Source organism: Pseudoclavibacter sp. 8L, from assembly GCF_902506465.1.
Taxonomy (GTDB): domain Bacteria; phylum Actinomycetota; class Actinomycetes; order Actinomycetales; family Microbacteriaceae; genus Pseudoclavibacter.
In genome coordinates, this window is sequence record NZ_LR733186.1 from 1,583,929 (window position 1) to 1,606,483 (window position 22,555).

The 22,555-nt window shown below is 68.2% G+C and carries 23 protein-coding genes and 1 tRNA gene; 14 read left to right on the plus strand and 10 right to left on the minus strand.

Annotated features, from left to right (window positions below; genetic code table 11):
• Positions 1–146: 146 nt before the first annotated feature.
• From GV007_RS14170 to GV007_RS14180, 3 genes are all read right to left on the minus strand, one after another.
• Positions 147–1,319: an NlpC/P60 family protein gene (locus GV007_RS14170; RefSeq protein WP_160073568.1), complete on the minus strand. Its 1,173-nt coding sequence runs from the start codon at positions 1,317–1,319 to the stop codon at positions 147–149.
• Positions 1,320–1,499: 180 nt separating this feature from the next.
• On the minus strand, positions 1,500–2,612 hold the full coding sequence (locus GV007_RS19270) for a C40 family peptidase (protein WP_228503333.1): 1,113 nt from the start codon (positions 2,610–2,612) through the stop codon (positions 1,500–1,502).
• Between the two features lie 276 nt (positions 2,613–2,888).
• Positions 2,889–3,626, minus strand: a complete 738-nt coding sequence (locus GV007_RS14180) for a metal-dependent transcriptional regulator (protein ID WP_104241893.1) — start codon at positions 3,624–3,626, stop codon at positions 2,889–2,891.
• Between the two features lie 76 nt (positions 3,627–3,702).
• Here GV007_RS14180 and serC point away from each other — a divergent pair, with 76 nt between their 5' ends.
• A complete protein-coding gene (gene serC / locus GV007_RS14185; protein WP_160073570.1) occupies positions 3,703–4,818 on the plus strand; it encodes a phosphoserine transaminase in 1,116 nt (371 codons plus the stop codon).
• Between the two features lie 225 nt (positions 4,819–5,043).
• Here serC and GV007_RS14190 read toward each other — a convergent pair whose 3' ends face one another.
• Both GV007_RS14190 and GV007_RS14195 read right to left on the minus strand, forming a co-directional pair.
• Complete coding sequence (locus tag GV007_RS14190; RefSeq protein WP_160073572.1) at positions 5,044–6,294, minus strand: DUF3027 domain-containing protein; 1,251 nt, start codon at positions 6,292–6,294, stop codon at positions 5,044–5,046.
• Positions 6,294–6,677, minus strand: a complete 384-nt coding sequence (locus GV007_RS14195; protein WP_104241897.1) for a cold-shock protein — start codon at positions 6,675–6,677, stop codon at positions 6,294–6,296. Before GV007_RS14195 ends, GV007_RS14190 begins: the two co-directional genes overlap by 1 nt.
• A 142-nt stretch (positions 6,678–6,819) precedes the next feature.
• On the opposite strand from GV007_RS14195, the gene GV007_RS14200 reads away from it, so the two are divergent.
• From GV007_RS14200 to GV007_RS14220, 5 genes are all read left to right on the plus strand, one after another.
• Positions 6,820–7,089: a hypothetical protein gene (locus GV007_RS14200; protein WP_104241898.1), complete on the plus strand. Its 270-nt coding sequence runs from the start codon at positions 6,820–6,822 to the stop codon at positions 7,087–7,089.
• Between the two features lie 95 nt (positions 7,090–7,184).
• Complete coding sequence (locus GV007_RS14205) at positions 7,185–8,774, plus strand: helicase-associated domain-containing protein (protein WP_160073574.1); 1,590 nt, start codon at positions 7,185–7,187, stop codon at positions 8,772–8,774.
• Between the two features lie 60 nt (positions 8,775–8,834).
• On the plus strand, positions 8,835–10,481 hold the full coding sequence (locus GV007_RS14210) for a DNA repair helicase XPB (protein WP_160073576.1): 1,647 nt from the start codon (positions 8,835–8,837) through the stop codon (positions 10,479–10,481).
• 61 nt (positions 10,482–10,542) lie between these two features.
• Positions 10,543–11,019, plus strand: coding sequence for a hypothetical protein (locus tag GV007_RS14215; protein ID WP_160073578.1), 477 nt, complete (start codon positions 10,543–10,545; stop codon positions 11,017–11,019).
• Entirely contained in the window at positions 11,006–11,449 is a 444-nt protein-coding gene (locus tag GV007_RS14220) for a MerR family transcriptional regulator (protein WP_160073580.1), read from the plus strand. The genes GV007_RS14215 and GV007_RS14220 overlap by 14 nt, the downstream gene beginning before the upstream one ends.
• Here the strand turns inward: GV007_RS14220 and GV007_RS14225 are convergent.
• Entirely contained in the window at positions 11,415–12,230 is an 816-nt protein-coding gene (locus GV007_RS14225; protein ID WP_160073582.1) for a methyltransferase domain-containing protein, read from the minus strand. The genes GV007_RS14220 and GV007_RS14225 overlap by 35 nt on opposite strands.
• Before the next feature lie 128 nt (positions 12,231–12,358).
• Between GV007_RS14225 and GV007_RS14230 the strand changes: the two genes are divergently transcribed.
• The 3 genes from GV007_RS14230 (at position 12,359) to GV007_RS14240 (ending at position 15,205) form a co-directional block, all read left to right on the plus strand.
• Positions 12,359–13,057 (plus strand): response regulator transcription factor, encoded by a 699-nt coding sequence (locus GV007_RS14230; protein WP_068479813.1) that lies wholly within the window; start codon positions 12,359–12,361, stop codon positions 13,055–13,057.
• 38 nt (positions 13,058–13,095) lie between these two features.
• Complete coding sequence (locus GV007_RS14235) at positions 13,096–14,832, plus strand: sensor histidine kinase (protein ID WP_160073584.1); 1,737 nt, start codon at positions 13,096–13,098, stop codon at positions 14,830–14,832.
• Positions 14,833–14,914: 82 nt separating this feature from the next.
• Positions 14,915–15,205 (plus strand): WXG100 family type VII secretion target, encoded by a 291-nt coding sequence (locus GV007_RS14240; protein ID WP_104299345.1) that lies wholly within the window; start codon positions 14,915–14,917, stop codon positions 15,203–15,205.
• Between the two features lie 130 nt (positions 15,206–15,335).
• Here GV007_RS14240 and groL read toward each other — a convergent pair whose 3' ends face one another.
• The 4 genes from groL to GV007_RS14260 all read right to left on the minus strand — a co-directional run bounded on the left by groL (position 15,336) and on the right by GV007_RS14260 (position 18,466).
• On the minus strand, positions 15,336–16,955 hold the full coding sequence (groL, locus tag GV007_RS14245) for a chaperonin GroEL (protein ID WP_068479821.1): 1,620 nt from the start codon (positions 16,953–16,955) through the stop codon (positions 15,336–15,338).
• 213 nt (positions 16,956–17,168) lie between these two features.
• A complete protein-coding gene (locus GV007_RS14250; RefSeq protein WP_068479823.1) occupies positions 17,169–17,384 on the minus strand; it encodes a cold-shock protein in 216 nt (71 codons plus the stop codon).
• A gap of 232 nt (positions 17,385–17,616) precedes the next feature.
• Positions 17,617–18,168 carry a LytR C-terminal domain-containing protein gene (locus GV007_RS14255; RefSeq protein WP_160073586.1) on the minus strand — a complete coding sequence of 184 codons (552 nt, stop codon included), beginning with the start codon at positions 18,166–18,168 and terminating at the stop codon, positions 17,617–17,619.
• A 4-nt stretch (positions 18,169–18,172) separates the two neighbouring features.
• Positions 18,173–18,466, minus strand: a complete 294-nt coding sequence (locus tag GV007_RS14260) for a DUF3263 domain-containing protein (protein ID WP_160073588.1) — start codon at positions 18,464–18,466, stop codon at positions 18,173–18,175.
• 105 nt (positions 18,467–18,571) lie between these two features.
• On the opposite strand from GV007_RS14260, the gene msrB reads away from it, so the two are divergent.
• From msrB to GV007_RS14285, 5 genes are all read left to right on the plus strand, one after another.
• Positions 18,572–18,988: a peptide-methionine (R)-S-oxide reductase MsrB gene (gene msrB / locus GV007_RS14265; RefSeq protein ID WP_104241916.1), complete on the plus strand. Its 417-nt coding sequence runs from the start codon at positions 18,572–18,574 to the stop codon at positions 18,986–18,988.
• A gap of 80 nt (positions 18,989–19,068) precedes the next feature.
• Positions 19,069–19,144: transfer RNA gene (locus GV007_RS14270), tRNA-Thr, on the plus strand.
• 73 nt (positions 19,145–19,217) lie between these two features.
• Positions 19,218–20,270 (plus strand): permease, encoded by a 1,053-nt coding sequence (locus GV007_RS14275; RefSeq protein ID WP_104241918.1) that lies wholly within the window; start codon positions 19,218–19,220, stop codon positions 20,268–20,270.
• Positions 20,263–21,090 carry a TIGR03943 family putative permease subunit gene (locus GV007_RS14280; RefSeq protein WP_160073590.1) on the plus strand — a complete coding sequence of 276 codons (828 nt, stop codon included), beginning with the start codon at positions 20,263–20,265 and terminating at the stop codon, positions 21,088–21,090. The genes GV007_RS14275 and GV007_RS14280 overlap by 8 nt, the downstream gene beginning before the upstream one ends.
• Positions 21,080–22,486: a hypothetical protein gene (locus GV007_RS14285; protein ID WP_160073592.1), complete on the plus strand. Its 1,407-nt coding sequence runs from the start codon at positions 21,080–21,082 to the stop codon at positions 22,484–22,486. The genes GV007_RS14280 and GV007_RS14285 overlap by 11 nt, the downstream gene beginning before the upstream one ends.
• Positions 22,487–22,555: the final 69 nt, after the last annotated feature.

A 22,555-nucleotide genomic window follows, 5' to 3' on the forward strand; every position in this document is an offset into this window, starting at 1 on the left:
GAGCGTAACCGTTTATAACGAAAATGTCACGCTCAGGTCACAGTCAGGTCGCAAATCATCACATTTTGATCACAACGACAGAACGCCGCGCGCAGCAGAAGCTGCGCGCGGCGTTGCAGGTCAGAAGGAGCCGGAGCTCGAGATGCCTAGTTGAAGGTGTAGTACACCGGGTTGCCCCACCAGATGGAGCGGTACTGGACGACCTTGCCGCCGTACCCGGGAGAGTCGATGACCATGCCGTCGCCGGCGTAGATGCCGATGTGCGCGCCTGGCTGCACGACGAGGTCACCCGGCTGCGGGTTCGAGGTCTGGCGTGCGCCAGCGATCTGGTTGCTGACGGACCCCGAGAGCGAGATGCCCTGCGTCGCGTAGACCGCCTTGGTGAGGTCGGTGCAGGCCGGGAAGTAGGACCCGACGTAGCTGTGCGCCGCCGCGATGAGGCTCGAGGTGTCGACATTGCCGGACCCAGCACTCGGTGCCGCGGACCCCGAAGACGAGGACGAGGACGTCTGGCTGCTCGTGCTGCCACCGGAGGACGTGTTGCTCGAGGTCGACGAGCTCGACTCCGCAGGAGCCTGGGTCTCCTCTGGCGTCGGAGTTGGCGTCGGCGTCTCGGCGACGGCAGCGAGATCATCGCTGGAGATCGAGACGACCGTGGAGTCCGTGCGGTCGACGGCAACCTCAGGTGCAGCGACGAGGGCCACTTCTTCCACGGCGGCTTCCTCGGCAGCTGGCACTGGGTCTGATGTGGGTGCCGTCGCGGCAGCGTCTGGCGACGTGGCTGCAACCAGGTTGGCCTGGGACTGCACCTCGCTCTGCCCGTCTGCGACGGCCGCTGGGACGACCATCCCGGCAGTCGCGGCCGCAGCGACGGTTGCCGCAGCGGCGAAGCTGGCGGCGGTGCGACGGCGGGTCCGCGCGACGAGGGCGGCCGGCTTTGCGGCGCGGATGCTTACGGAGCGCCCGGTGAAGGCCTCGGAGATGTCCGTGACGGCGGCGGGCTCAGAGTGCTCGATGAGCCCCTGCGACTCCGAGGTCGCGTCGGCCGCGAGCTGCGAGAACGGCAGGACCGAGACGAGGGCGCCTTGGCCGTTTCGCTCGATGCGAGCCGTGTCATGCACCGAGGGCGCAGAGGCGACGGCAGGAGTGGAGGCGGCGGAGGCGATCTCGGCGACGGAGGCCTCGATGACGGGGGCAGAGACCCCGGCCACGGCCGACGTGACGACGGGACGGACTCCGGTCTGCCGCTCGATCGCGCGGGCTTCGCGGCGGGTCAGCACGGTGGTGCTGTCCGTACGCGGCGTGCTCGATGTGCTCAAGACTTCTCCTCGGTGCTTTCGAACACCGTTGGAACCGGCATCCTCGACGCGTCCGAGCCTACACAAAGGTCACGGAATTGTCACGGTCAGATCACAAATGGATGCATGAGCGGTCACGCCGGAGTAACGACGAAACGCGCCCAGCCGAAGCTGAGCGCGTTTGTCGAGGTGGTTCGTTCCTTAGCGGAGCGACACGTAGTAGGGGCTGCCCCACGAGATCGAGCGGTACTGCACGGAGCGTCCGCCGTAGCCCGGGTCATCGATGACCATGCCGTTGCCGGCGTAGATGCCGATGTGCTCGCCCGGCCAGACGACGAGGTCGCCGGGCTGCGGGTTGGAGGTGGGCGTGCCCATTGCCGCCTGAGCGGAGACGCCACGCGGCAGCGAGATGCCAACTGCTGCGTAGGCGGCCTGGGTGAGCAGGTCGCACGAGCCGAAGTAGCTGCCGACGTAGCTCATGGCCGCGGCGGAGACGCTCGACGAGTCGACGCTCTGTCCGCCGGTCGATGCGGTGTTGGTCTTGCCCGAGGTGCTGCCGCCGGTCGACGTCGTGCCGCCCGTGGAGGCGCTCGAGTCTGCTGTTGCCGTGGGCTCAGGCGTTGCGACGACCTCGGCGACCTGGTCGCTCGAGAGGGTCACGACGCTGGTCTCGGTGCGGTCGACCGCAACCTCTGGAGCGGCGACGAGGTCGACGGAGGCCTGCTCGACAACTTCTTCTGCCGGAGCCTCAGCGGTTGCGTCGGCCTCAGCCGCCGGCGCCTCGGTCTCGACCGTGGTGGCGGCGAGGAGGTTGGCCTGCGCCTGGCTGGCGTTGTTACCATCGGCGACTGCCGCCGGCACGACGACGCCCGCCGTGGCGATGGCCGCGACGGTTGCTGCAGCGGCGAAGCCACCAGCCGTGCGGCGACGCTGACGAGCGACGAGCGACGCCGGCTTCGCAGCGCGGATGCTCACGGAGCGGCCCGTGAACGCCTCGGGGATGTCGATGACCTCTGCGAGCTGCTCGACGGCTTCATCGCCGGCGACCTGCGGGAGCGCAGTGGTCGTGGGGAGCACCGACACAAGTGCGCCGAGCTCGTTGCGCTGGATGTGCGCGGTGTCGTGCACGAAGGATGCTGACGCAGAGGGCGTCGGCACGGATGCCGAGTTGATCTCTGCGACCGAAGCCTCGATCACCGGCGCGGACACACCCGCGACACCGACAGTCGCCACTGGGCGCTGGCCCGTGCGGCGCTCGATCTCACGAGCCTGGCGTCGCGTCAGCGGTGCCGTGGCGTTCGTCAAGTTTTCCAAGTCGTTCCTCCAGCGCCTGACTCCTGGGAGCCGATCCCGCTCTTGCCTGTTACCAGGGGGAGCTAGGTCGAGGAGCGGGATACGGCGCCTCGGCCTGCCAGCTATGCAGACTGCATAGCTCATGACTCGGACAACACTAGTGGAAAAGCTGTGAATTGTCACGCTTCGGTGTCAGAACCCTAACGCCGAGGTAACGAACCCTGAGTTTCCGGGAAAGTCAGGCGCTTGAAGGCCCGCAGAATGCGGAGGAGATCTTCAGCTGGCCGTGACCAGATCTCAGCCTAGCGCACCTTCGGGGCTCAGGATCGCATCCACGTACACGTGCTCGGCGGTTTCGAGCGACACCTCGACGCCGATGCCGCCAGAAGCAGGCAGCAGGCCGATCCACGCGCCGCGGCGCTGCAGGGTGACCTCGGTGCCAGGAAGCACACCAGCCTCGCGGAGGAGCGTGAGCGTCTGGAGGTCGGACTGGACGGGCTCGCCGAGGCGACGCACCTTCGCGAGCACGGGCTCCGTGGAGGTGGCTCCGCGCGCAGACTCCTCGAGGAGCGCCGAGACGCTCACGACGCCGGCGAGGAACTCCTCGGCAGGCTCGGCGCCGAACTCGACGAGTCCCGGGATCGGCGTGCCGTACGGCGATTCGCTGGGGCGGCCGAGCATCTCGAAGATCCGCTGTTCAGCCTCGTCGCTCATGACGTGCTCCCAGCGGCAGGCCTCTTCGTGCACCTGGGCGAGGTCGAGACCGATGACGTTGGCAAGGAGGCCTTCGGCGATGCGGTGCTTGCGCAGCACGCGCGTCGCCTTGGCGCGCCCGTCGGTCGTGAGCACGAGCCTGCGGTCACCTGCGACCGAGACGAGTCCGTCGCGCTCCATGCGCGCGATCGTCTGCGACACCGTGGGACCCGAGTGGCCGAGCCGCTCAGAGATGCGAGCTCGAAGCGGGGTGATGCCCTCTTCCTCGAGGTCGAGAATGGTGCGGAGATACATCTCCGTGGTGTCCACCAGATTGGTCACGCCCCGCCACCCTCCGTTGCATTGGTCCGCCAAGCCTAGCGGCGAGCGAGCCCGCTTGCGCGCATAGGCTTGCAGCATGCCTGACATTCGCATCCCGACAGAGTTCATTCCGCTCGACGGCCGATTCGGCTGCGGCCCGTCGGTTGTACGGCCCGCGCAGATCGACCATCTCGTCGCAGGAGCCACCAGCATCCTCGGCACCTCCCACCGCCAAGCACCCGTCAAGGACCTCGTGGGCCGCGTGCGCGCGGGCCTCTCCTCGCTCTACCGTCTCCCCGACGGCTACGAGGTGCTGCTCGGCAACGGCGGGTCCACGGCATTCTGGGATTCCGCGGCCTTCGGCCTCATCTCGGAGCGGGCGCAGAACCTGACCTTCGGCGAGTTCGGCGGGAAGTTCGCCAAGGCAGCAGCTGCCCCGTGGCTCACGGCCCCGGACGTGCGCTCCGCCGAGCCGGGCACGATCGCCTCACCGGAGGCAGTCGCCGGCATCGATGTGTACGCGTGGCCGCACAACGAGACCTCGACGGGAGCCATGGCCCCCATCCGTCGCGTCCACGGCGATGAGGGCGCCCTGACGGTCATCGACGCGACCAGTGCCGCGGGCGGCGTCGACATCGACATCAGCGAGACCGACGTGTACTACTTCGCCCCGCAGAAGAACTTCGGCGCCGACGGTGGCCTCTGGCTCGCGATCGCATCCCCGGCTGCGATCGAGCGGATCGAGCGCATCGCCGCCTCAGAGCGGTACATCCCCGACTTCCTGAAGCTCAGCCACGTCGTCGAGAACTCGCGCAAGAACCAGACGCTCAACACGCCAGCCATCTCGACGCTGCTCCTCCTCGAGGCGCAGCTCGACTGGATCAACGGCAACGGCGGAATCGCCTGGGCAGACAACCGCACCCGGACCTCCTCCGGCATCATCTACGACTGGGCGGAGGCCTCCGAGTACGCGACTCCGTTCGTCGCGAACCCAGCAGAGCGCTCGCAGGTGGTCACGACGATCGACTTCGACGAGAAGGTGGATGCAGCTGCCGTCGCGGCAGCGCTGCGCGCCAACGCCATCGTCGACACCGAGCCGTACCGGAAGCTCGGCCGCAACCAGCTGCGGGTCGCGACGTTCACGTCGGTCGACCCGGATGACGTGCGCCGCCTCACGGGCGCGATCGACTACGTCGTCGAGCACCTGGGCTGATCCCAGCGGGCACCCCACCCCGATCGAAGCGCAGACGAGAGGAGCGTCACCAGCAGCTGCTGGTGACGCTCCTCTCGTCTGTCTTGCGTGCTTTGCGTGTCTTGCTTGTCTTGCTTCGCGATCCAGCGTGCCGGGTTTCCGCGCGAGCCGAGAGCTGACTTGTGGACGCTTCCGGTGGGCTATGACGACCACAACTCGGCCCTCGGCCACCGGACATCCGACGGATTAGCTCTGAGCGTCGCCTTCCGGCGCCGACACCTCGGAGTCGGGCTCGAAGTCGACCCCGTCGAAGACGTCGTCCATGTCGTCGGCGAACTCGCGGATATCGGCGGCCTCACCGAACTCGGCGGCCTCCTGCGCTGGGAGCTCGTCCTCGCTGCGAGGGACCACGACAACCCGGCGGCGCTTGCCGCGTGAGCTGCTCTTCTCTGGCTGCACGTCGTCCGCGAGCGCGGCAGGTGTCTTGGCGGCCCGCTTTGCCTTCGGCGCGCTCGGCTCCGGAGCAACGTCGTCGCTCCCGACCGCGCCCGCCTTGGGCTCCTGGCCCGAGGCATCGTCGGCAGCGGATTCGCCGTCGACGGCCTTGCCCGCCTTCTTGCGCTTCCGACGCTCGGGCTTCTTCGGGGCTGCCTCGTCATCGGCGTCGCCGTGTGCGTCCGGAGTCGTCTCCTCCGCGACGGCGTCAGGCTTCGCCTGGTCGACGCGCTTGCGGCGCGACCGCTTGGGCTTCTCGGCGGGCGGCGTCTCCGTTTCAGTCACGTCGACGGATGCTTCGCCGACAGCCGTGTCGCTCGGAGTGCCGTCGGTCTCGGCGTCGGGCTTCGACTTCTTGGCCGACTTCTCCTTCTTGCGCTTCTTCTTCTTGGGCTTCTCGGCTTCCGCAGCTTCGTCGGCGGCAGGCTCTGAGCCAGCACCTGCTGCGACGTGCTCACTCGCGGGCACCTGAGCCGACTCGTCGTCCGCAGAGCCGTCTGCGGACGACTCGGCCTCGGTCGCACCGTCTGCGCCGATGCGACGTCGTGTCCGCGTGCGCCGGATGCGCTTGCTCGACTTGGGCGCAGCCTCCGCGCCCGCGGCCTCTGCGTTCTCGCCGTCGACGTCAACGACCTCGCCGGCCTCGAGCAGCTGCGCCGCTTCGTAATCGGCGAGCCGATCGGACCACGGCACCCACGAAGGTGCCAGCAGGGCCCCGTCGCCGGGCAGCAGCTCGGCCTCGAGGACCGTCGGCTCCGCCTGGTCGACAAGGCGGACGAGGGAGACATTCCATCGCCAGTCCGGGTAGCCAGGCAGACGGGTCGTGTACTGGAGCGTGTAGACGCCCTCGTCCTCCTCGGGGACGACGGCGACGAGCTCGCCGAGCTCGGAGGCCGGCGTCACGTCCAGCAGAGCCGACCAGGCCAGCCTCCGCGAAGACTCGAGCTCGACGGCATCAAGGGCGACCCCGAGCGGGGCTGCAAGCACGGCCTCGTTCGTCATCAGGCGTCCAGGTCGTCCGCGACGCGACGGAGCATCGCTGCGATCTTCGCGCCCTGCGGCTTCTCGGGGTAGCGACCGCGACGCATCGCGCCGCCAACGGAGTCGAGCAGCTTCACGAGGTCCTCGATGATGACTGCCATGTCATCAGGCGACTTGCGCTGGATGCGCGCGACGCTGGGCGGGGCCTCGAGGACGCGGACCGACAGCGCCTGCGCACCGCGTCGTCCGTCGGCGATGCCGAACTCGAGCTTCGTTCCCGGGCGCACCGACGAGGTTCCTGCTGGCAGCGCTGTCGCGTGCAGGAAGATCTCCTGACCGTCGTCGGCCGCAATGAAGCCGAATCCCTTGTCCTCGTCGTAGAACTTCACCTTGCCGGTGGGCATGGCCATCTCCTTGTTCGGCGCACGAAGCACCAGATCGAACTTTCACAGGCGGGGCGGCGAACTTCGCTTCCCCTGGTCGGCCGCGGCGTGCGGCTGATCCGAACCAGTCTACGGTGGCGCGCATGTCGATTAGTCTGGTTCGGTGACCTCTTCCAACGGCGCCCCCATCGCGAAGGGCGAACGCATCCTCGCTTTCATGTCCCTCGGCATCGCGGCGATCTCCTTCATCGCGCTGCTCGTGCTGCTCGCGACGCCACTCCTCGGCATCGAGGTCGACGCGAGCAACCCGATCTGGCCGACGCTGCTGTTCGTCACCTACATCGGCTTCCCCGTCGCGTTCCTCCTCATCCTGTCGCTCATCATCTGGCGCGTCGTCGCGAACCGACGCTCGCGGGGCAGGTCCGAGAGCTGATAGACGCCTCCCCGAGCGCGCTGCGGATCCTCCAACTCCTCCGCAGCCTGGATCGCACCGACCTCGCCAGCCTCGCCGCCTGGCGCAGGCTGTCGATGCGCGGCTCGAGCGGCGCCATGGACATCGCCGAGGCGCTCGCAGAAGAGAGCGCCCTGAGCGAAGCCGTCGCGCGGCTCGGCTGGCGAGACGCCTCGCGCCTCGCCGCAGGTTCACCGCAGGCGCTGCAGACGGCTCGGCTGCGCGGCCTCGCTGTCGGAACGCGGGAGGCGCCCGAGCTTCTCTCGACCACCGCGACCGCATTGTCCGAGCTCCTCGCAGCGTCACCCGACGCCGCCGAGTTCGATGCGTCGAGCCTCGCACCGCTCCCCCAGGCCACCGAGCGCGCCCACAGCGCCGCGCAGCTCGCGGCCGACGCGATCGCCTCCCTCGACCTCGCCCCACGCGCCTACCGCGACGGACGAGGCGGACTCCAGCTGGGCGCGACGACGGTCCGTCGCATCGCGGCAGAGCTGCACACCGAGCAGGCGGTGCTGTCGCCCCTCTTCGAGTGGATGCTGGACCTCGGCCTCTGCAGCCCGGTCTCCGACGCCATGCGCCCCACCTCGCTCGGGCGCGTGTTCCGCCTCAGCGCCCCGCTATCGCGGTGGCGCCAGCTCGCCGACTGCTGGCTCGCGGAGCTCCGCGTCGCAGACAGGACGGGCCTGCTCGTTGACGCGAAGTCGCACGCGACGCCGCAGACAGAGCTGCTCGGAATCACCGTCGAGGGCCAGCTCAGCCAGCTCGGCCTCCTGCTCGCGCAGGATGACCTCGACGGCGCGGCTGACCTCCTCGAAGCCTCCCTGCCAGACGAGGTCCCCGGCGTCTACCTCCAGCCCGATCTCTCGATCATCGCGCCTGGCCCGCTCGCCCCCGCCGACGAGCAGGAACTACAGTCGGTCGCATCCCTCGAGCGACGCGGCCTGGCCTCGAGCTACCGGCTCTCCGAGGCGTCGGTCACGCACGCGCTCGGCACCGGACTCTCGATCGACGAGATCAAGGCCACGCTCACTCGGCTCTCGCTCACCGGCATCCCCCAGCCCGTCGAGTACCTGCTCCGCGAGGCCTCGAACCGGCACGGCCGGGTGCGAGTTCGCGAGCACCCCGTCCGCCCCGGCACCATCGTGACGAGTCAGGACCCGGCACTCATGGATGCGCTGAGGGTCGACGCAGCCGTCGCGCCGCTCGGGCTTCGCCAGTCCGGAGAAGGCGCGCTCGTCTCCTCTGCATCGCGCGACACGGTCGTGCTCATGCTGCTCGACGCGCGCTACCCGGCAAGCGCAGAGAACGCAACGGGCCAGCTCGTGCCGCTCCGCCCCCGGGAGACCGCCCCGGCACGAGACCAGCGTCCGAGCGAGGCCGCGCTGAGGTTCGCGGACGCCCTCCACGACGAGGCCACACGCCTGGACGCGGGAGACGACGCGCAGACGTGGGTGCAGCGTCAGCTCGAGGTAGCTCGACGCGCGAAGAGTGAGGTCACGGTGCGCGTCGACCTGGGAGGCGGCAAGGAGACCACGCTGCGCCTCGTGCCGATGAGCGTCGCGGCGGGTCGCCTCCGAGCGAGGGACCTCGCGGCCGACGTCGAACGGACCCTCCCGATCCGCGCGATCCTCGAGGTGCAGCTCTCCGAGGCGCCGGAAGACCACTAGCGCTGCGAGAAGTCGCCGACACCGCTGACGCGCAGGACCTGGCGGGTATGATTGACCGCTATGGCACTTGGACCGTTGATCGTACAGAGCGACAGAACTGTCCTGCTCGAAGTGGCGCATCCCGACGCCGACGCCGCACGCCACGCGTTGGCGGTCTTCGCCGAACTCGAGCGAGCACCGGAGCACATCCACACGTATCGCATCACGCGGCTCGGTCTCTGGAACGCCCGCGCGGCCGGCCACGAGGCGGACGAGATGCTCGACGTCCTCGAGCGCTTCGCGAAGTTCCCCGTCCCCGCCTCCGTCTCCGGTGAGATCCGCGAGACCGTCGCCCGCTACGGCAAGCTCGTGATCTCCCGTGATGAGGAGGGCGAGCTGGTCGTCTCGAGCGACGACCCGGCCGTGCTCCTCCAGATCTCCAGGGCCAAGCACGTCGCACCGCTCCTCGAGGGGCCGACCGGCGAGTCCGGATTCCGCGTGCAGGCCTGGGCCAGAGGTGAGCTCAAGCAGCAGCTCGTGAAGCTCGGCTGGCCCGCGGAGGACCTCGCGGGGTACACGCCGGGCACGCCGCATGCCATCGAGCTCGACGAGTCCGAATGGCAGCTGCGCGATTACCAGCGGTCGGCCGTCGACCACTTCTTCAAGGGCGGGTCCGGGGTCGTCGTGCTCCCCTGCGGCGCTGGCAAGACGCTCGTGGGCGCCGGTGCCATGGCGACCGCGTCGACGAGCACGCTCATCCTCGTCACGAACACCGTATCCGCACGGCAGTGGCGCGACGAGCTGCTCCGCCGCACCACGCTCACGGAAGACGAGATCGGCGAGTACTCGGGCGAGGTCAAGGAGATCAAGCCCGTCACGATCGCGACCTACCAGATCCTCACCGCGCGCCGGAAGGGCGTCTACACGCACCTCTCGCTGCTCGACGCCCTCGACTGGGGCCTCATCGTCTACGACGAGGTGCATCTGCTGCCCGCCCCCGTCTTCAAGCTGACGGCTGAGCTGCAAGCCCGACGACGGCTGGGCCTCACGGCGACCCTCGTGCGAGAAGATGGCCGCGAGGGTGACGTCTTCAGCCTCATCGGCCCCAAGCGCTTCGACGCTCCGTGGAAGGACATCGAGGCGCAGGGGTACATCTCGCCCGCCAAGTGCTACGAAGTCCGGGTCGACCTGCCGTACGAGACGCGCATGGAGTACGCGGCCGCGAGCGACGACGAGCGCTACCGCATCGCCGCGACGGCGCCGGCGAAGCACGAGCTCGTCAAGGCCCTCATCCGCAAGCATCGAGGCGAGAACATCCTCGTCATCGCCCAGTACCTCGATCAGATCGACAGCATCGCCGAAGAGCTCGGAGTGCCGAAGCTCACGGGCCAGACGCCCGTCGCGGAGCGCGAAGAGCTCTTCCAGGCGTTCAGGGAGGGGCGGGAGAAGGTGCTCGTCGTCTCGAAGGTCGCCAACTTCTCGGTCGATCTGCCGGATGCGTCCGTCGCCGTGCAGATCTCCGGCTCGTACGGTTCACGGCAGGAAGAGGCGCAGCGCCTCGGCCGGCTGCTGCGCCCGAGCTCGAGCGGCGTGACCGCGTCGTTCTACACGCTCGTCTCGCGAGAGACCGTCGACCAGGACTTCGCGCAGAACCGGCAGCGCTTCCTCGCGGAGCAGGGGTACTCCTACGAGATCCTCGACGCCGACGCGATCCTCGAACCGGCCTAGCTCGACTCCGGCAGTTCTCCGGCTTGACTCTGCACCACGGTGCAGGGTCCACGCTGGCGTCATGCAACACACGAAGCACAGCCGACTCGCCCAGGCGCACGGCCTCATCCGCCTGTCCGCCATCTACGACCTCATCGTCACGATCGGGTTCGCCTTCCTACCGACCGCGTCCCTGATCTTCGTCGGGCTGCAGGCCCTGCACGCCGAGCTCGGACTCAGCGGCGAGCTCCCCTCCGCGAGCTCTTCTTCGACCATGATGTTCGTGAACCTGATGGGCAGCGTCGTGACGGCGTGGGCGCTCTTCCGGATCTTCCGTCCGTCCCTCGCGGCGGGAGCTGCGGACACGCTCGCACGAGTGCTGTTCTCGCTCGCGATGATCACGGCGCTGGCCCAGGGCGCGAGCCCGCTCATCGTGGTCATGCTGGCTCTCGAAATCGCCTGGGGCGTCGCACAGGCAGCCGTCCTCGTCCGAGCGCGACCACGTCCGGCTCCGGCAGCTGCGGCCCAGCCCGTAGTCTCCTCAGATGCGCATCGCTGAGCTCGCCGAGCGGGCAGACGTCAAGGTCTCCACCGTCCGCTTCTACGAGCGGCGTGGGGTGCTCGACAGCCCGCCCCGCACGCCGGGTGGCTACCGCGACTACGACGACCGGGCACTCACCCGTCTGCGCTTCCTGCGCCGTGGCCAGGAACTCGGGTTCACGCTCCGAGAGCTCACCGACTTCGTGCTGCTCTCGGCGGATGCACGGGCGGGGACCGCCCAGCCGGAAGCCGTGCAGCGCGCCGCGAACGACAAGCTCCTCGAGATCGACAGCCGCATCCGCGACCTGGACCGGACGCGCGCCGCCATCGTCGGGCTCCTCGCCGCTCCGTGCCTCGACCCGACGGCCGAGTGCCCGATCGTCGACGCGCTCGGCCGCGAACCGCGACCGGAGGTCACACGCGGGCGAGGAGCTCCACGTGCGTCATGACGAACTCGGCGTCCTCGTCGTCCGCCCACTCCGACCAGGCATCGGCGATGCGCTGAAGGTCGCCTGACGACGCGATCCCCCGTGCCCGCGCATCCTCGGCGAACCGCGACCTCGTGGCGCGTTCCGCCCACGTCGACCCCCACCAGGCGCGCTCCTCCGGTGTCGTGAAGATCCAAGCACTCGCCGAGAGACGAACATCCTCCAGCCCCGCCGAGCGTGCCCAGCGCCGCAGGATCCTGCCCGCGTTGGGCTCCCCGTCGTTCGAGCGCGCGACCTTGTCGTACACGGCGAGCCAGTGGTCGAGTTCCGGAAGCTGCGGCGACCACACGCACGTTCCGTAGTCGACGTCGCGCACCGCGACCAGTCCACCCGGCTTCGTCACGCGGCGCATCTCCCGCAGCGCCGCGACCGGGTCGGAGAGGTGCTGCAGCACCTGATGTGCGTGCACCACGTCGAACTCGCCATCGGCGAAGTCGAGCGCGTAGACATCGCCGAGCAGGAACTCCGACTGCGTGTCCCCCGCCTCGAGTGCGGAGGCACGAGCCACCTCGAGGGGCTCATCTACGACCTCGATGCCGACCACGCGGCCGGCGGTGCCGACCCGCCGGGCGAGATCCAGGGTGATCGAGCCCGGCCCGCAGCCGACATCTAGCACGTGCATGCCCGCTCGCAGCTCCGGGAGGAGGTAGCCGGCGGAGTTCTCGGCCGTGCGCCGCCCGTGCGAGCGGAGCACGCTCGCGTGGTGGCCATGGGTGTACCTCGGGGCTGCGGAGTCGTCCATGTCGGCACAGTAGCGCACCGCGCGGGCCCGGACCCGCGTGAGGACGACCCAGAAGATTAGCGCATCCGCGCTGCCGCGACACCGCGCGCCGTCAGACTTCACTCAGACGGCGTCAAGATACTTAGTCCATGACTGATGGCCCCAAGATTCTCGTTGTTGACGACGAGCCAAACATCCGCGAACTCCTGTCGACCAGCCTGCGCTTCGCAGGGTTCATGGTGCGTGCCGTCGGCAACGGCGCCGCCGCGATCTCCGCTGTCATCGAGGAGGAGCCCGACCTCATCGTCCTGGACGTCATGCTCCCCGACATGAACGGCTTCGGCGTCACGAAGCGCCTCCGCGCATCTGGCTACACGAGCCCCATCCTGTTCCTCACCGCCAAGGACGACACCGACGACAAGATCGAGGGCCTCAACGCGGGTGGCGACGACTACGTCACCAAGCCGTTCAGCCTCGACGAGATCGTCGCCCGCATCAAGGCCATCCTCCGCCGCACCATGCAGGCCGAGGAGGAGGCGGTCATCCGCACGGGCGAGCTCACGATGGATCAGGACACCCACGAGGTGTTCATCGGCGACGAGCCGATCGAGCTCTCCCCCACCGAGTTCAAGCTGCTGCGCTACCTCATGCTCAACCCCAATCGGGTGCTCTCAAAGGCGCAGATCCTCGACCACGTCTGGGAGTACGACTTCAACGGCGACGCCGGCATCGTCGAGTCCTACATCTCCTACCTGCGCCGCAAGCTCGACCAGTTCACCGAGGAGCCGCTCATCCAGACCAAGCGCGGCTTCGGCTACATGCTGAAGGTCTCCGGGGCCAAGGCATAGCAGAGGTGACCAAGCCTGACCACGAGGGGAAGTAGGCGGTGCCGTTCAGGGCATGGCGCTGGGATCGGCTCTCGCTCCGCAACAAGCTGACGATCGTCAACATCACCCTGCTGACGTTCGGCATCGTCGTCGCCGGAATCGGCACGACGCTGCTGCTGCGGCCGACGCTCGTCTCGCAGACCGACTCGCAGTTGAGCGTGTACGCGAGTGACCCGACCCAGTTCCTCGCCGCCGACCCCTCGTCAAGGCTCATCACCTACGACGCGATCCGCATCGCGCCGTCCACGATCTACGTGGCCGTCCTCGATGCGGACGGCAAGGTCGTCGTCGACAACTGGGGACAGTGGCAGCGGCCGCAGGCGATCGCGCCCGAGGTGCCAGCAGATGCCGCGGTCCGCGGCAGCCAGAGCCTGTTCGACATGGAGGACCCACTCGGGGCGACCTGGCGAACCATCACCGTGCCAGAGGGAGAATACGCCGCCGATCAGGTGCGGGGCACGCTGCTCATCGCGGCCCCGCTGACGAGCGTCAACGCGACGATGGTGAACTTCCTCGCCATCTTCTTCGGCTTCGGGCTGACAGTCGTCATCTTCGGCGCGGCCCTCACGAGAGTGCTCGTCTCCGCGACGCTGCTCCCCCTGAGGCAGGTCGAGGCCACGGCCATGCAGTTCGCGTCTGGCGACTACTCCCAGCGCCTGCCCGCAGGCACCCCGAACACCGAGGTGGGGCGCCTCTCTCGGTCGCTCAACACCATGCTCGTCCGCATCGATCACGCCTTCGACGAGCGGACCCGCACCATCGCGCAGATGCGCCGTTTCGTCGGCGACGCGAGCCACGAGCTTCGCACGCCGCTCGTCACGGTCCGCGGATACGCCGAGCTCTACCGCATGGGCGCGCTCAACGATCCCGAGAAGGTCGGCCAGGCGATGGAGCGGATCGAGAAGGAGGCGCTCCGCATGGGGGGCCTCGTCGAGGACCTCCTGCAGCTCGCTCGACTCGACGAGACGCGTGAGCTCGTCAAGGACGTCATCGACCTCGAGCCGATTGCCGAGGACGCGGCGATGGACGCCCACGCAACCGCCAAGGACCGCGTTGTGCGGGCCCTACCCGTGAACATCATCCAGGAGCCCCGCGACGACGCGGAGCCCCTCGGATCCGAGACGACCGGTGAGCTTCCTGTCGCGGTCGATGAGGACGCCGTCTCGACCGAGGAACCGGCCAGCGCTCCGGAAGGTGCGGCCGCTAAGCGCGCGCTGTGGCGACGGCGCCCGCTACCGCGTCCAGCGCTGCGAGGCTTCCCCATCAGACGCAAGGGCTCCGAGCCGAGTGAGATCGAGTCCGCCGGCTCCGACGAAGACCTGGGGGACGTGCCCGCCATGGTGCACGCGAACGAGGACAAGGTCCGGCAGGCGATCTCCAACCTGCTCGGCAACGCCATGCGGTACACGCCGGAGGGCTCTCCCCTCGAAGTCGGAGTGACGGTGGACCTGCCGAACCAGCTCGCCATCGTCGATATCATCGACCACGGTGAGGGCATCCCCCCGCAGATCCGGCAGAAGATCTTCGAACGGTTCTGGCGCGCGGACACCTCCCGCGCACGCGAGACCGGCGGTTCCGGGCTCGGCCTCTCGATCGTCTCGGCGATCATGAAGGCGCACGATGGCGAGGTCGACGTGCTCGAGACTCCCGGAGGCGGGGCGACGTTCCGCCTCAAGTTCCCGCTGCTCATCTCAGCACCTGTGGATAGCCCGCTCTCCACAGCCCCGAACACCTGATCCCTCGCTCGCTGTTCCCTCTCTTAGCCTTCTCGCGAGGTGCCGCCGGAACCACCCGGCGGCCGGAGAAGGGGGAACACCCATGGCCGTCTACATGGTCGACAGCGAGCAGCTGCAGCTCGCCGTCACGAACACGCAGTCGTCGATCGGACGAGTGCAGGCAGAGGTCGCCGCGCTGCTCGGCAACCTGACCGCACTCGAGGGATCGTGGAGCGGGGAAGCCGCAGCAGCCTTCCAGGGTCTGGTGCAGCAGTGGCGCTCGACGCAGGCTCAGGTGGAGTCGAGCATCTCTGCCATCAATAGCGCCCTGGGCAGCGCAAGCGCCAGCTACGGCACCGTGGAAGGCGACGTTCGACGGCTCTTCAGCGTCTGACCGGCACTGCTCTCGGCGGCCTGGCCTGGCCTGGCCTGTAGCTCGACCGATCTCGACGAGGAGCGAGGCGGAAACGACGAAGCGGGCGGCTCCGTGAGGAGCCGCCCGCCTGTTGTCGTGCGCGTGGTGCTTAGAAGTCCATTCCAGCGCCCGGGTCCATCGCCGGTGCGCCAGCCTTCTCGGGCTTGTCGGCGACGACGACCTCGGTCGTGAGGAAGAGACCAGCGATCGAAGCTGCGTTGAGCAGCGCGGAGCGCGTGACCTTCACCGGGTCGAGCACTCCAGCCTCGATGAGGTTGACGTACTCGCCGGTTGCGGCGTTGAGGCCCCAGCCGTCTTCGAGTCCAGCGACCTTCTCGGCGACGACGCCGGGCTCGAGGCCAGCGTTCGTCGCGATCTGCTTGAGCGGTGCGAGGATGCCGACCTTGACGATGTTGACGCCGGTCGCTTCGTCGCCCTTGAGCTCGAGCTTGTCGAGAACGCGTGCGCCAGCCTGGATGAGGGCGACGCCACCACCGGCGACGATGCCCTCTTCGACGGCAGCCTTCGCGTTGCGGACTGCGTCCTCGATGCGGTGCTTGCGCTCCTTGAGCTCGACCTCGGTCGCAGCTCCGGCCTTGATGACGGCGACGCCACCGGCGAGCTTCGCGAGGCGCTCCTGGAGCTTCTCGCGGTCGTAGTCGCTGTCGCTGTTCTCGATCTCGGCGCGGATCTGTGCAACGCGGCCGGCGATCTGCTCGGGCGAGCCAGCGCCCTCGACGATCGTCGTCTCGTCCTTCGTCACGACGACCTTGCGGGCCGTGCCGAGGAGGTCGAGCGTCGTGTTCTCGAGCTTGAGGCCGACTTCCTCGCTGATGACCTGTCCACCGGTGAGGATGGCGATGTCCTGCAGCTGGGCCTTGCGGCGGTCGCCGAAGCCGGGAGCCTTGACGGCAACCGACTTGAAGATGCCGCGGACCTTGTTGACGATGAGCGTCGCGAGAGCTTCGCCCTCGACGTCCTCGGCGATGATGAGGAGCTGCTTGCCGGCCTGGATGACCTTGTCGACAACAGGAAGGAGGTCCTTGATGTTGGAGATCTTGCCGTTGACGATCAGGATGTAGGCGTCCTCGAAGACGGCTTCCTGGCGCTCGGGGTCGGTCACGAAGTACTGCGAGAGGTAGCCCTTGTCGAAGCGCATGCCCTCGGTCAGCTCGAGCGTGGTGCCGAACGTGTTCGACTCCTCGACGGTGACGACGCCTTCCTTGCCGACCTTGTCGATCGCCTCGGCGATGATCTCGCCGATCTGGGCGTCAGCAGCCGAGATCGATGCGGTGGCAGCGATCTGCTCCTTGGTCTCGACCTCCTTGGCGGATGCGAGCAGCTCGGCGACGACGGCCTCGACAGCCTTCTCGATGCCGCGCTTGAGCGAGATCGGGTCTGCTCCTGCTGCGACGTTGCGGAGGCCCTCGCGGACGAGCGCCTGAGCGAGGACGGTGGCCGTCGTCGTGCCGTCACCGGCGACGTCGTCGGTCTTCTTCGCGACCTCCTTGACGAGCTCGGCACCGATCTTCTCGAACGGGTCGTCCAGCTCGATCTCCTTGGCGATGGACACGCCGTCGTTCGTGATCGTGGGCGCGCCCCACTTCTTCTCGAGCACGACATTGCGGCCGCGTGGGCCGAGCGTGACCTTCACCGCGTCGGCGAGCGTGTTCAGTCCACGCTCAAGCCCGCGACGGGCCTCTTCGTCAAAAGCAATGATCTTCGACATATGTGTACTGCGTCCTTTCCGGACGTGGTTCGTGAGGTTCGTGGTTGGCACTCGAACGAGGCGAGTGCAAGTCCATATTGGCACTCGGCCCTGTCGAGTGCAAGCCGCCCCGACGCCTTCTCGCTGCGGGCGAACGAGGACGGGAGATCCCGCGCCTGGCACGGAAAACGACGCCGACCCCCAGAGGGGGTCGACGCCGCTTGTCGTCGAGGATCAGAGTGCGCGGACGGACTCCGCCTGGGGGCCCTTGTCGCCGGCCCCGATCTCGAATTCGACCTTCTGTCCCTCTTCGAGAACGCGGTAGCCCTGCATCTCGATGGCCTTGTAGTGCACGAACACATCCTGTGCAGCAGCGCCGTCGAGCGCGTCCACAGTGATGAAGCCGTAGCCCTTGTCAGCGTTGAACCACTTCACGGTTCCGTTCGCCATGTTTGTCTCCATTGCTCAGTAGTACTCGCCAGCACCAGCCGGCGGAGCCCTGCATGCGTGCGAGGGGGACGAACGATGGTGCCCAGGACTCGAGCAAGATACTAGGTCGCGACCTGTTGAGCGTGGAAGCCGAAAACCGTGATCACGTCACCTGGCGACGTTTTGTTTCCAGATGTTCACATTCGTGGAACACAAGGCGCGCATTCCCCGGTGAAAGCCCGGGGCTTTTGCCCTACCCGGCGAGGTCGAGCCCGACGATGACCACGATCGTGCCAGCGGCAGCGACGTTCGGATCCAGCACCGCGGTGCCCCCGCCGAGCGACTGCACGAGCGCCAGGGCAGCAGCCTCCTGAGCGGGGTCATTGTAGGAGACGGTGGTCGTCGCGTAGTCGGAGGTCGGTGCATCCGCCGTCTCCGTCACATTCCAGCCAGCGGCAGCGAGCTCGGTGGTCGTTCCACCGGCGACGCCAGCCAGCTCGGTGCCGTTGAGCACGCGGACGGCGACGTTCGGGTCGAGCTGCGGCACGACCTCGGCCGGCGCTTCCTCGACCGGGGCAGCCTCGGCCGGCGTCTCGCTGGTCTCAGGCTCGGCGGACGGGCTGAACGAGACGGCGCCATTGATGATCTGCATGGCGACCGCCGCGACGGCGACGATGACGACGACGGCCAGCAGGCCCCAGAGCCACGAGGCGAGCTTGGCGAGACGGGTTCGGGGCGCACGATGCGCGCCGCGCCTGTCGAGGCCGGGTGGGATGTCGTCGAAGCGATCCTTGGGGTAATTCACGTGTCTACCGAATCCGTCCTGAGGTGGGAGAGGCGCTGGACATGCGCTGCTCGCGCCGCAGCTGGCGCTCATCCGCCCGCCGCTCGCGCGCACGCCGCAGGCGGCCGACGAGCATCGGCTGATGAGCGAGCGCAGCTGGTGTCTCGATGAGCGTAGCGAGATTTCGGTAGTACTGCGTCGTCGACCAGCCGAAGCGATCCCTGATCGCCGCCGCCTTCGCTGCGTTCTGCCGCGGATTCAGGTCTTCGAAATCCAGCAGGGCGCGCTCGAGGTCGCTGAGCTCCACGTCCCGTTCCATGGAGGAAGTGTACGAGCAAGGCTCACGGACTGGACTCACGCAACGCGCGTATGCTCGTTCCTCCCTGACCGCTCCCAGCGGTCTCGTCGATCTCCAGGAGGCACGGTGTCCTACGCCGTCAACAAGCCCGATTCCGAGTGGCGCGCTGAGCTCACGCCGCAGGAGTACCACGTGCTGCGCGAGGCAGGCACTGAGCGGGCCTACACGGGAGAGCTCCTTGAGGAGGGACGCGCCGGACTGTACACCTGCCGTGCATGCGGCTCCGAGCTCTTCAAGGCCGGAACGAAGTTCGACTCCGGATGCGGGTGGCCGAGCTTCTACGAGTCGGTCCGCCCCGACGCAGTCCAGCTGCTCGAGGACCGCTCGCTCGGCATGGTGCGCACCGAGGTGCGCTGCGCGAACTGCGGGTCCCACCTCGGGCACGTCTTCCCCGACGGCTTCGGCACCCCGACGGGCGACCGCTACTGCATGAACTCGCTCTCGCTCTCCTTCACACCGGACGACGAGACGCCCTCCGAGTAGGGAGAGCATCACCCGAGTGGCCATGCGGTGCGCACCTCGCGCACCGCATGGCTATGATGGTGCCGCTGCGATTGCAGCAGGCCGACTTAGCTCAGCTGGTAGAGCACCGCTCTTGTAAAGCGGATGTCGCGAGTTCGAACCTCGCAGTCGGCTCCAGAATCCTCACCGCCCCGCGCGAGTCCCTCGTTGCCTCCGTGTTCCGAAAGCGGCCCGAACTATACTCGGCTGGATGCACGAGCACACGACTGCGCAGCGCGCACCGCGCCCTCAGCGCACGACCGCAAGTCGCGGTGTGCTCGGACTGACCATCGGCGCAGGCCTGATCCTCACGCTCATCGCGATCAGGACGTTCACGGCTTCGCTCGACGACGCACCGGCCCTCGGCCCGATCAGCGACTTCGTGACGCTCTCTTTGAGCGTCGTCATCGAGTCCATGCCGTTCATCGTGCTCGGCATCCTGCTCTCGATCGTCGTCCAGCATTGGCTCCCGCCGGGCTTCCTGATGCGCATCCTGCCGCAGAGCCCCTGGCTCCGCCGCGCCGTGATCTCCCTGTTCGGCATCGCTCTGCCCGTCTGCGAATGCGGCAACGTGCCCCTCGCCCGCGGCCTCGTGCTCCGAGGCTTCACCCCAGCAGAGTCGATCACGTTCCTGCTCGCGGCGCCCATCCTGAACCCCATCACGATCGTCACGACGTACCAGGCATTCGGCTGGGACCACGGGATCCTGGCGGCCCGTATCATCGGCGGCTTCGTCATCGCCAACGTCATCGGCTTCCTGTTCAGCCGCCACCCGAGACCGCAGGAGCTGCTCACGCCGAGCTTCGCCGCCACCTGCGAGCTGGAAGCGAAGCACGGGCACGGGGGCCGCTCCGGCGTCCGCGACCGCTTGCGGGCGAGCGCGTCGATGTTCGGCGCCGAGACCTCCACGATGCTCCCCGCGCTCTTCATCGGCTCCGCCATCGCGGGGGCCATCCAGGTCGGCGTCTCGCGCGATCTCCTCACGACGCTCGGCGAGCATCCCGTGCTCTCGGTGCTCGTGCTCATGACGCTCGGCTTCGTCATCTCGATCTGCGCGAACGTCGACGCGTTCTTCGCGCTGTCATTCGTCGGGACGTTCATGCCCGGCGGGATCGTGGCCTTCCTCGTGATGGGGCCCATGATCGACGTCAAGATGCTCGCGCTCATGCGCACGACCTACACGAGCGCGGTCCTCGCGCGCATCACCCTCATCGTCGCGCTGTCGGCCTTCACCCTCGGACTCGGAGTGAACCTCATTGCTTGAACGACTGCTCTCCAGATGGCGCGGGGTCGCGCTCACGCTCTTCACCGTCGTCGCGACGGTCTGGCTCTCCATGACGGGCGGGCTCTCGCTCTACATCCACCCCCGCTACTTCGTGTTCACCTCGATCATGGCCGTCATCGGCGGCATCCTCGCGATCGCGGCCATCGCCGTGACGCCGGGTCGCGACGACCACGACCACGACCACGACCACTCGCATGAGTCGGATGCCCTCGGCACGTCGACCACACGGAGAGGCAACCGCCGCCCGCGGCTCGGCGCACGTCAGCGCATCGCCGTGATCGCCTCGACGACCGTCACGCTCGTCGTCGTCGCGACGGCGTTCGTTGCGCTCATCATCGCGCCGCCGGTGACGCTGAGCTCCGCAGCGGTCGAGAACCGCTCCCTCAACGCCAACGCGCAGACCGTGGACTCCCCGATCTCGGAGGGCGAGACGCTCCGGGGCCGCGACACCAGCTCCTTCACCGTCAAGGACTGGGCCGCGATGCTCCGCCAGGGCGACGGAGAGCAGCAGGTGCTCGGCGAGCGCGCGAAGCTCGTCGGTTTCGTGACCGAGGACCCGGACGCACCGGATGCCTTCATCCTGGCGCGCTTCGTCGTGAACTGCTGCGCGATCGACGCAGCCCCGGTCGGTGTCGCCGTGCACCAGCCCGGTTGGCAGGGCACCTACCCCGTCGATTCCTGGGTCGAGGTCGACGGCGCGTTCGTCACGAACCCCAGCGCGTCCAGCGCCGAGCGTGTCGCGCTCATGCCGACGACCATCACCGCGATCGACCAGCCGAGCGATCCCTATGTCTACTGATCTCGCCTCGGGCGGACGCCGCTTCCGGAGGACGTTCATCCTGGCGGTGATCGTGCTCGCCCTGCTCGCCGCTGGGCTCGCCGTCGGCAACATCCTGCAGGGCCCGCGAGTCGCGTCGACGGCGGTCAACGCCATCGGCACGGTCGAGCAGCAGGGCACCCGCCTCGTGCTGACACCCAACCAGCGCCTCCGCGAGATCGACCCCGCGCAGGTCGTCCTCGAACCAGCCGCCGCCTACAGCCTCACGGAGGAGAACGGCACGATCACGGTGACGTTCGAGCAGCTGCTCGCCTATGACACGAACTACACCCTCACGGTGGCGGATGCCGTGAGTTCCTCGACGGGCGTCGCGTCGACCCTCGAGACCGAGTTCACGACCCCGCCCCTCGAGGTGTCGACGCTCGTTCGCGGGGCGATCTCGACCAGCGGGACACTCGAGGACCGCGTCATCGAGACGAACGTCTCCGGCGGGGGTGAGCCGAGCATCCTGTTCAGCGCCCCGCGCATCCAGGAGTACGCCCTCACTGACGCGTTCGTCGCGGTCATCGAACAGGACTCCGCCGGCCTCGGCACGGTCGGCGTCGCACCTCGCGCTGAGCCCGGGCCGGCTGTCCCGCTGAACGTGGACGCGACTGGGAGCTTCTCGAGCCTCGCCGCCGACGCGGCGAGCGGCCTCATCGGCTTCGTCATCGACGGTGTGCACGCTGACGGGCAGACCGAGCTGGTGCGCTCGCTGTTCGTCTTCGACACGAGCGACACGTCGTTCCGGCCCACGCAGGTGGCCGGAACGGACGGCACCCCGCTGATGGTCTCGACGTGGGCGTTCGCGCCGCGCACGGGGGCCCTCATCGCGCAGACCCTCGACGAGCAGCTGTACCTCGTGAACGTGCTCGCCGGCACTCCAGCCGAGCCGATCGGCCAGGCGCAGCACTTCCATGGCTTCGTTCCCGGCACGGCCACCGCGGTAACCTCGGGTGTCGGCGGCTACACCCTCTTCGATCTGAGCTCGGGGACCGCCGAGCAGCTCACCCCAGCGCCGATGACGCTCAGCGAGACGCAGTACCTCACGCAGACGAGCGTGCTCGACCCGGAGGGAACCCAGATCTCGGCGGTCGCGGATGCGGCTGCCGGGCTCGCCGACGTCACTGTCGAGTTCGCCGACGGCGACGGCCAGCGGACGCTCTTCGATCCGGGCGACAGCGGCGAGTGGCTGCGCGACATCTGCGTCTCCCCCAACGGCCAGTACCTCGCCGTCGAGACTGGCCTCGGCGCGCAGGGGCCGGACGGCTACGCTGTGCTTCCCGGCATGAAGCAGTCGACGACCACCGTCATCGACATCGCCACGGGCGAGGAGCTGCGCCGTCTCACCGGCTTCCTGACCTCCTGGTGCCGCTGACCCACCTCCACGACGATGGGCCTCAGACACGACATGGGCCCGAGACACGACATGGGCCCGAGATACGAC

What these genes read in the sequence shown, in the direction of transcription:
- GV007_RS14275 (WP_104241918.1), top strand. Translation starts at nt 19,218, where the DNA reads ATGCACGAGCACACGACTGCGCAGCGCGCACCGCGCCCTCAGCGCACG.
- GV007_RS14195 (WP_104241897.1), bottom strand. Translation starts at nt 6,677, where the DNA reads ATGCCCACCGGCAAGGTGAAGTTCTACGACGAGGACAAGGGATTCGGC.
- GV007_RS14205 (WP_160073574.1), top strand. Translation starts at nt 7,185, where the DNA reads ATGCGCGGCTCGAGCGGCGCCATGGACATCGCCGAGGCGCTCGCAGAA.
- groL (WP_068479821.1), bottom strand. Translation starts at nt 16,955, where the DNA reads ATGTCGAAGATCATTGCTTTTGACGAAGAGGCCCGTCGCGGGCTTGAG.
- GV007_RS14250 (WP_068479823.1), bottom strand. Translation starts at nt 17,384, where the DNA reads ATGGCGAACGGAACCGTGAAGTGGTTCAACGCTGACAAGGGCTACGGC.
- GV007_RS14230 (WP_068479813.1), top strand. Translation starts at nt 12,359, where the DNA reads ATGACTGATGGCCCCAAGATTCTCGTTGTTGACGACGAGCCAAACATC.
- GV007_RS14225 (WP_160073582.1), bottom strand. Translation starts at nt 12,230, where the DNA reads ATGGACGACTCCGCAGCCCCGAGGTACACCCATGGCCACCACGCGAGC.
- GV007_RS14240 (WP_104299345.1), top strand. Translation starts at nt 14,915, where the DNA reads ATGGCCGTCTACATGGTCGACAGCGAGCAGCTGCAGCTCGCCGTCACG.
- GV007_RS14220 (WP_160073580.1), top strand. Translation starts at nt 11,006, where the DNA reads ATGCGCATCGCTGAGCTCGCCGAGCGGGCAGACGTCAAGGTCTCCACC.
- GV007_RS14190 (WP_160073572.1), bottom strand. Translation starts at nt 6,294, where the DNA reads ATGACGAACGAGGCCGTGCTTGCAGCCCCGCTCGGGGTCGCCCTTGAT.
- GV007_RS14210 (WP_160073576.1), top strand. Translation starts at nt 8,835, where the DNA reads ATGGCACTTGGACCGTTGATCGTACAGAGCGACAGAACTGTCCTGCTC.
- serC (WP_160073570.1), top strand. Translation starts at nt 3,703, where the DNA reads ATGCCTGACATTCGCATCCCGACAGAGTTCATTCCGCTCGACGGCCGA.
- GV007_RS14215 (WP_160073578.1), top strand. Translation starts at nt 10,543, where the DNA reads ATGCAACACACGAAGCACAGCCGACTCGCCCAGGCGCACGGCCTCATC.
- GV007_RS14260 (WP_160073588.1), bottom strand. Translation starts at nt 18,466, where the DNA reads ATGGAACGGGACGTGGAGCTCAGCGACCTCGAGCGCGCCCTGCTGGAT.
- GV007_RS14285 (WP_160073592.1), top strand. Translation starts at nt 21,080, where the DNA reads ATGTCTACTGATCTCGCCTCGGGCGGACGCCGCTTCCGGAGGACGTTC.